The 6,027-nt window shown below is 47.1% G+C and carries 5 protein-coding genes and 1 pseudogene; 4 read left to right on the top strand and 2 right to left on the bottom strand.

All coding sequences use genetic code 11. The features are described from left to right. Positions 1-250 (top strand): annotated as a pseudogene (locus J7438_RS13175) (ISNCY family transposase); the annotation flags it as partial. Between the two features lie 289 nt (positions 251-539). Here the strand turns inward: J7438_RS13175 and J7438_RS13170 are convergent. Together J7438_RS13170 and J7438_RS13165 are read right to left on the bottom strand one after the other, a co-directional pair. Then, the gene (locus J7438_RS13170) at positions 540-1,016 is read right to left on the bottom strand and encodes a hypothetical protein (RefSeq protein WP_209276900.1); all 477 of its coding nucleotides are present in this window, start codon (positions 1,014-1,016) and stop codon (positions 540-542) included. A gap of 45 nt (positions 1,017-1,061) precedes the next feature. After that, the gene (locus J7438_RS13165; protein ID WP_209276899.1) at positions 1,062-1,286 is read right to left on the bottom strand and encodes a hypothetical protein; all 225 of its coding nucleotides are present in this window, start codon (positions 1,284-1,286) and stop codon (positions 1,062-1,064) included. A 1,096-nt stretch (positions 1,287-2,382) separates the two neighbouring features. On the opposite strand from J7438_RS13165, the gene J7438_RS13160 reads away from it, so the two are divergent. The 3 genes from J7438_RS13160 (at position 2,383) to J7438_RS13150 (ending at position 5,829) form a co-directional block, all read left to right on the top strand. Beyond that, entirely contained in the window at positions 2,383-3,018 is a 636-nt protein-coding gene (locus J7438_RS13160) for a hypothetical protein (protein ID WP_209200464.1), read from the top strand. A gap of 750 nt (positions 3,019-3,768) precedes the next feature. Then, positions 3,769-4,544, top strand: a protein-coding gene (locus J7438_RS13155; RefSeq protein WP_286196564.1) for an IS5 family transposase whose coding sequence is annotated in 2 segments (ribosomal slippage) — positions 3,769-4,108 and positions 4,108-4,544 — 777 coding nt in all. Because the reading frame shifts where the segments join, the coding sequence is not laid out codon by codon here. 178 nt (positions 4,545-4,722) lie between these two features. Next, on the top strand, positions 4,723-5,829 hold the full coding sequence (locus J7438_RS13150; protein ID WP_209276898.1) for a transposase: 1,107 nt from the start codon (positions 4,723-4,725) through the stop codon (positions 5,827-5,829). The last annotated feature ends 198 nt before the right edge of the window (positions 5,830-6,027 follow it).

The raw sequence follows: 6,027 nt of genomic DNA, 5'->3' as shown, positions 1-6,027 counted from the left end.
AAAGGGGCGATGGTCTGAACAAGATCGGAAGCGTGAACGACACCCTGAGTTTGTCAGGGCAATGAAGAAGCATTCCGCGGTAGAGTCCGACATTAATGCACTTGAGCAGCACGGGCTGGACCGATGCCCGGACTCAGGGATTGACGGTTATCGTCGGTATGTTGGCCTGGCGGTTTTAGGAACCAATCTTCACCGCTTGGGAACTATACTGCAAAAGCAATCCAGTCAGGCTGTCAAAAAAGCAGCCTGAACGGAGAAGCGTACCAGAAAACAAACGATCATCGTTGGGTGAAGATTACGGACACCCGAAAAACGGGGAAATGATTAAGTTTTGATCAAAAAAGGAGGCGACTGGCATGAGCGGCCTGTTTTGTCTTCAAAAAAATTTTGTCAGTGCCTGTTGAGTCGGATTATTCATGGGTTTTCTGACAGGCACTAAGTAAACCTTACAACCTGGCTTGAAAAAAAATGGCTACTAATCAGTTTACAAACTTTGATCATATTATCAGCAAATAGTTCCGTTATAGTCGAGTAGCCTGTTATACCAATGCCACCTTATAGCTTACAATCGTACCAATACGATTAAGTGAATCAAAAGGGGCTGGCGGGGTAGTTTCGCGGTCAACTCCATAAAGTTCTTTTTGTCTTTCCATCATCGGAATGAATCGGTCAGAATCCGCTGGATTACCTTCCTCGATAACCAGATCCGGGATCAATCGACTTTTTCCCTGAACCAGGTTCAGTTTATGGCCATACTGCACTTGCCGCCGGTCTTTTACGATGATATCTGTATGGGGTTCATACAGGCTAACCACTTTCTCCCGGGCTGGCACCTTTTCACCCTTCAAGACCCTGCGCTCTGTCTGAGAGACTATTGCATCCACCAGGGGCAACAGGTGATCCACATCAGCCTGCCATTTTTCGGCATCATCCGCCAGGAGACGCTGCCCCCGCTGACGGGTGCCTGCAAGCTTGAAAGTTGCCTCGATAAGCACCTTCCGGAATTTTCGGGTCAACAGCAGCAGTTTTTTATAATGCTGATGCCGTTCTTCTTTGCCAGCTTAGATGCATTTTCTGGCCGCATCTTTTACGGCTCGGTTGTGATGGGTATATTCATAAAGAGGCATCGCTGTCAGTGTTTGTCGTCGTTCAAGCAGCCGACAAATTTCTTTAACGGAACAGGCTAAAAGATCACTGTCGCAAGGTGGTTTGATATCGGATTCGGTGACTGTGCTGTCAATGGCCACAGTGCGTCCTTTCTCAATTCCCTGATCTTTAGCGGTCATTAGCTGAGAGTTGTTAATCCGTTCCCATGTAGATGCAGTAAGGAGGCTGACCCCCTGTGTCAGGGTAGCCGACAAACACGACGATCGACGTAATAATTGGATTAAAGAGCTTGATCAGCGCAGGGGCAAGAATATATCAGCAGTGGCTGTTGCCAATAAAAACGCTCGCATTGCCTGGGCTGTGTTAACCAAGAAAGAACCCTACAAGGCAGCAGCATGAGCATCGGCATCAAGCTATTAAACATTTGTCGTTAGACAAGAAAAGCAAAAGCGGTTAATCAGTGTAAGAAGCCTGCAACGAGTTGCGCGGATAAAGTTCAAATGATGGCATAAAAGGTAAGACCTGCACTCCCTTGAACCTGACCGGGGTCAGGGCCCATAGAGGCCGAAGACCTGATGAGTGAGCGGATTCCATCAGGGCCAGAGGCATTGTGACCTCACCCCAAAGGCCGGTCTCTTTATTAAGAGAATGGAAGCATTACTCTTTAGTCATGATGGAAAACTTATCCTTGCAAAGCGGGGCGGACCATATATGACCCCAGCTTTTTGCGGTTTCTCCCCGGGCAACCCGGGGGGAACCCAATGATATGGGTTTCTGTTTTTTCCTGATTGCTGTGGCCAAGCCTGTTGATGAGAGCGCTTGACCCGGATATTTCATAAAATAAAAAACAGCCTGTCGATGTTTTTTGTCTATTTTGTTGACTTGAAGAATAAATAATTCACAAAGGTTTGAGTTATGAACACTAAAGGTCAATATACATATTCTGTTAATAACCGGCAGGGATCATATTCACAGTCACAACAGCCTTTTTCCCCATCAGATGCACGGCAATCATCTGCGGATTCCGGCTATTCAGGCCAGGTGACATACTCGGGATTCACCTTGAACCCACATGATCCCACCAGGCAACATATGCCATATGTTCCCGGTAACCCTTCTAATCCGGATCACACGAGAAGAGTTGATTTTCTGCCACCAGGTGCCGTAGCACCCGCCACTCGTCCCCAACTTTACCCGACTATTCCTCCTTACGCGGCCCCTCCTTCTCCATACCCCGGAATCAATGACCAAGCTGAGCTTGATAGCTCGAGGATCATGCCCAGTTCAAGCAGGCCATATAGCAGTAGTGAAGATGGCAGTTCGTTTACCTTTACGGTTAGGTTGGCCCCATCGAATACAGGCAGTGATGCCGAAAGCACCACTGCTGGTAGCACAGAAACAACTTCATCAAATGATCATTCTTTAGCAACATTCAATTCAGGGTTTCCGGTAGCATCCGCGACTACACACATTGCAACGAGCAGTTCTGACACTGTATTACTGACCTCGGAACCAGGCTTTGTGCGGATAGCAAGTCAGAAGAGAGCCGTTGACGAAGAATTAATGGAGGCGGTAAGTTATCATGATTTTGAAAGAGTTGAAGACTGTTTGAACAGAGGAGCCGATCCAAGTTACAGGCACTCCACAGATCAGGACGATCCAAACGGGTTTATACAACCGATTACGCCTTTAAGATTAGTAATGTTTCGTATTTCAGACTGTTTATTAAATGATGAGGATTTGAAAGAGTTTTATAAAATCGCCAGATGCCTTTTAGATCATGGAGCAGACCCCAAACCTGCCATAAAAATAGCAGAAGAGAGGTATGGAAAATATGAAGATAATTCAGAAGGCGAAAATGATTTGTTTATGGATATATGGAGTATTGTACACAATGCCGGAACGCAATAAATCCGGGGCTATCACGTTGCCACTGCAAGGGTTCTGAGGGTTTTGACTCTCATTGCTGGTTATCGGTGGTCTGTTACAACCTGGTGATTCTGGCCAGGCACCCGGAACCATCCTGATAGCCACCTCCATACTACATGAAAGTACCTTTCCAGCATGGTGGGAGGATGTTTTCTGCCTGCTTTTTGCGTTTTTCCTCCAATATCCGTCCCAGATTAGAGAAAAAAAGGGAAGAGTTTTTCCGGCTCTCTGGAATTCAGGAAATATTAAAACGTACGTACAGTCCGATTATGATTGCCCGATGCGTTTTTGGACGAGAACTAACTACTTAATGTACCTTTATTGATATCCTCAATATCGCCTTATGCGCTGTCCTTTGTGGGGTTGAGACCCTGGAGGGTATGGCCAGATTTAGTCGCAAGCCGGTATTGGCAGCGTGATAAGCGAAAACACCTTTTCAACCATAATTATTTTTCAGCATAAATTTCTAACATTTTCAATTGGCTGTGTTTTTGGATGAGAACTATCCCGGCTCATTTGAAGCCATTTTGGGAGCGGAGCGGACCATTTCATTAGGTCTTGATTTTTGACGTTGGTTTCAAGATTAAAGACCTGCCCCCAGTTTTTTGCCATCACCTTCAGTCGTGATACCAGTAAGAGACTGTTGTAAAAGTTACTGACCATTAACTCAGTGTAAAAACTCAAAGTCGTCTATAACTACAGTGTCTGATTAGCTGAAGAAGGAGGATAATTATGTATCCATCCGACCTGACCGATGACGAGTGGGCAACCCTCAAGCCTCTATTCCCTGACCCTGGCTATGATACTCCAAAAAATGGTCGACCACGTGACTGGAGTTATCGTCTGATATTGAATGCCATATTCTATCTCACTAAAACAGGCTGTCAGTGGCGAATGCTGCCTTCTGACTTTCCACCATGGAGTACTGTCTACACCTATTTCCGAATTTGGAAAAATGATGGCACATGGAAGAAGGTGCATGATGCACTTCGTGACCAGGTGCGAATTCAGGCGGGCAAAGAGCCACAACCAACAGCCGCAAGCATTGACTCCCAATCCGTTAAAACCTCGGTAAAAGGGGGGATCGAGGCTATGATGGCGGAAAGAAAATAAAAGGCAGAAAACGTCACATAGCTGTTGATACTCTTGGCCTGATTCTGGTGGTATGGGTGCACGCTGCCGCATTGAGTGATAGTTTTGCAGGACAGTTCATACTGGCTCACCTTAAGAAATACTTTAAAAACATCCGGAAAGTCTGGGCTGATTGTGGCTACCGGGGTTACCTTGAAGAGTGGTTTTATCGCTTCAAACCCAAAAGGGAACTTGAAACCACAAAACGCCCACGGGGAAAGTTTGTCATTCAAGCCAGGCGCTGGGTTGTGGAGAGAACCTTTGGCTGGTTTGAAGGTTCCAGACGTTTATCTAAAGACTATGAACAGCTGGCAAGGAGTTCAGAAGCCTACGTTTATATATGCATGATTCGAATAATTCTACGAAGGCTTAAGTAGTTTTAAAACAGCCTCTGAGAGCAAAAAAACCGGGGTCAAAAAAAAACGGGGTCAAGCCGTAAGCTCTCAGAAAGTGCTGACATAAAGCAAAATACACGGCTCTGGTCTATCCTTTCCCACCATGAGTTTTCCTTTTCCTGTAACCAGTGCCCAGCATGACCATCCAGGCCAAAAAGTCTTGGATTATCTCGCTCAGCTCCAGCAGCACAACACATTGCTCAAGGAGTCGCTGGCTTTGTCACAGAAAGCATTGGCTCTGTCCCAGAAAGAGAACGTTCTCCAGAAGAAGTTGATTGCCAGGCTGCAGGCACAAAGCGTTCAGCAGCAAGAGCAGATCACTCAGCTACAGGAGAAAGTCGAAGTCCTTGAGGCTGAAACCCGCCGTCTTAAAAAGCTGCCTCCCAAGCCTGACATCAAACCTGATACCAAGCCCCCTGATGACTCAGACGGCCCTCCCGGTACTCCACCGGCAACCGGTCAAGGCGATGAAGCTGGCCCGGATGGTGTTCCAAAACATAAGGTCAGCAAACCGGATGAAAGTACTCGCAATCAACGCAATCAACCCCCAAAGCCACCTCCTGAAAAGAGCATACGTGTCCCGGCCTGTGATGTTCCTCCGGGGTCTGTCTGGAATGGCACTACCCCATTCTATGTACAAGATCTGGTGATCAAGGCAACCAGTGTCGAATATTTGCTTGATCAATGGATAACACCGGACGGGAAAACAGTCACTGCCAGGCCTACGGCGAATTTGCACGGGCACCATTACGGCCCGACATTGCAAGCCCACATTTTTCACCAGTATTTCGGTTGTGGTGTTACCCAACCGCAGCTGCTGGAATGGCTCTGGGATATTGGCCTCTCCATCTCGCCGGGGGAACTGAGCAACCTGATCACTAAAGGGAATGAGCAGTTTCAAAGTGAGAAGGATGAGATTCTGGTCACAGGCCTTCGTTGCTCAAGCTACATTCAGACAGACGATACAGGGGCAAGGCATCAAGGGCAAAATGGTTACTGTACCATCATCTGTAATGAGTCGTTTGCCCGGTATGCCACCACGGGTAGCAAAAGCCGGGAGAATTTTCTAAGCCTTCTGCACCCTTTTCGGGCGTACACGATGACAGGGAATGCCCTGGACTACTTGAGGGCACTCAAATATCCCCAAAAATGGCTGCGTATACTCCAGCCATACGTTGGAGTGACTTTTCTGAGTTATGAAGCCTGGAAGGCCTGCATGAAAGAGCATGGCCTGACAGGCAAAAAACGCCTGCAACAAGCCAGTTAAGCTTTGGTTTATGCCAGTTTGATAGATCATGGCTTAGAGCATCTGACAACCCGCGTATAGGGCAACTTAGCTGCGCTTGAGCAAGGAGCGCAAAGGTAAATTTTGATATTCTCGGAGTCACAGTGTAGGCAACGAACAGTGCCATCCGGCCAGCGGTTCTCACGGATCATTTCAAAGCAGGTTTCATTACTGATGAGA

The sequence above is a fragment of the Thalassotalea sp. G20_0 genome (assembly GCF_017744175.1).
In the GTDB taxonomy this organism is placed as follows: Bacteria; Pseudomonadota; Gammaproteobacteria; order Pseudomonadales; family Endozoicomonadaceae; genus Endozoicomonas.
This window is presented reverse-complemented; position numbering and strand designations above follow the sequence as displayed.

Bases quoted from the DNA above. Each gene is read 5' to 3' on its own strand.
- J7438_RS13165 (WP_209276899.1), bottom strand. From the start codon at position 1,286: ATGACCGCTAAAGATCAGGGAATTGAGAAAGGACGCACTGTGGCCATT.
- J7438_RS13160 (WP_209200464.1), top strand. From the start codon at position 2,383: ATGCCCAGTTCAAGCAGGCCATATAGCAGTAGTGAAGATGGCAGTTCG.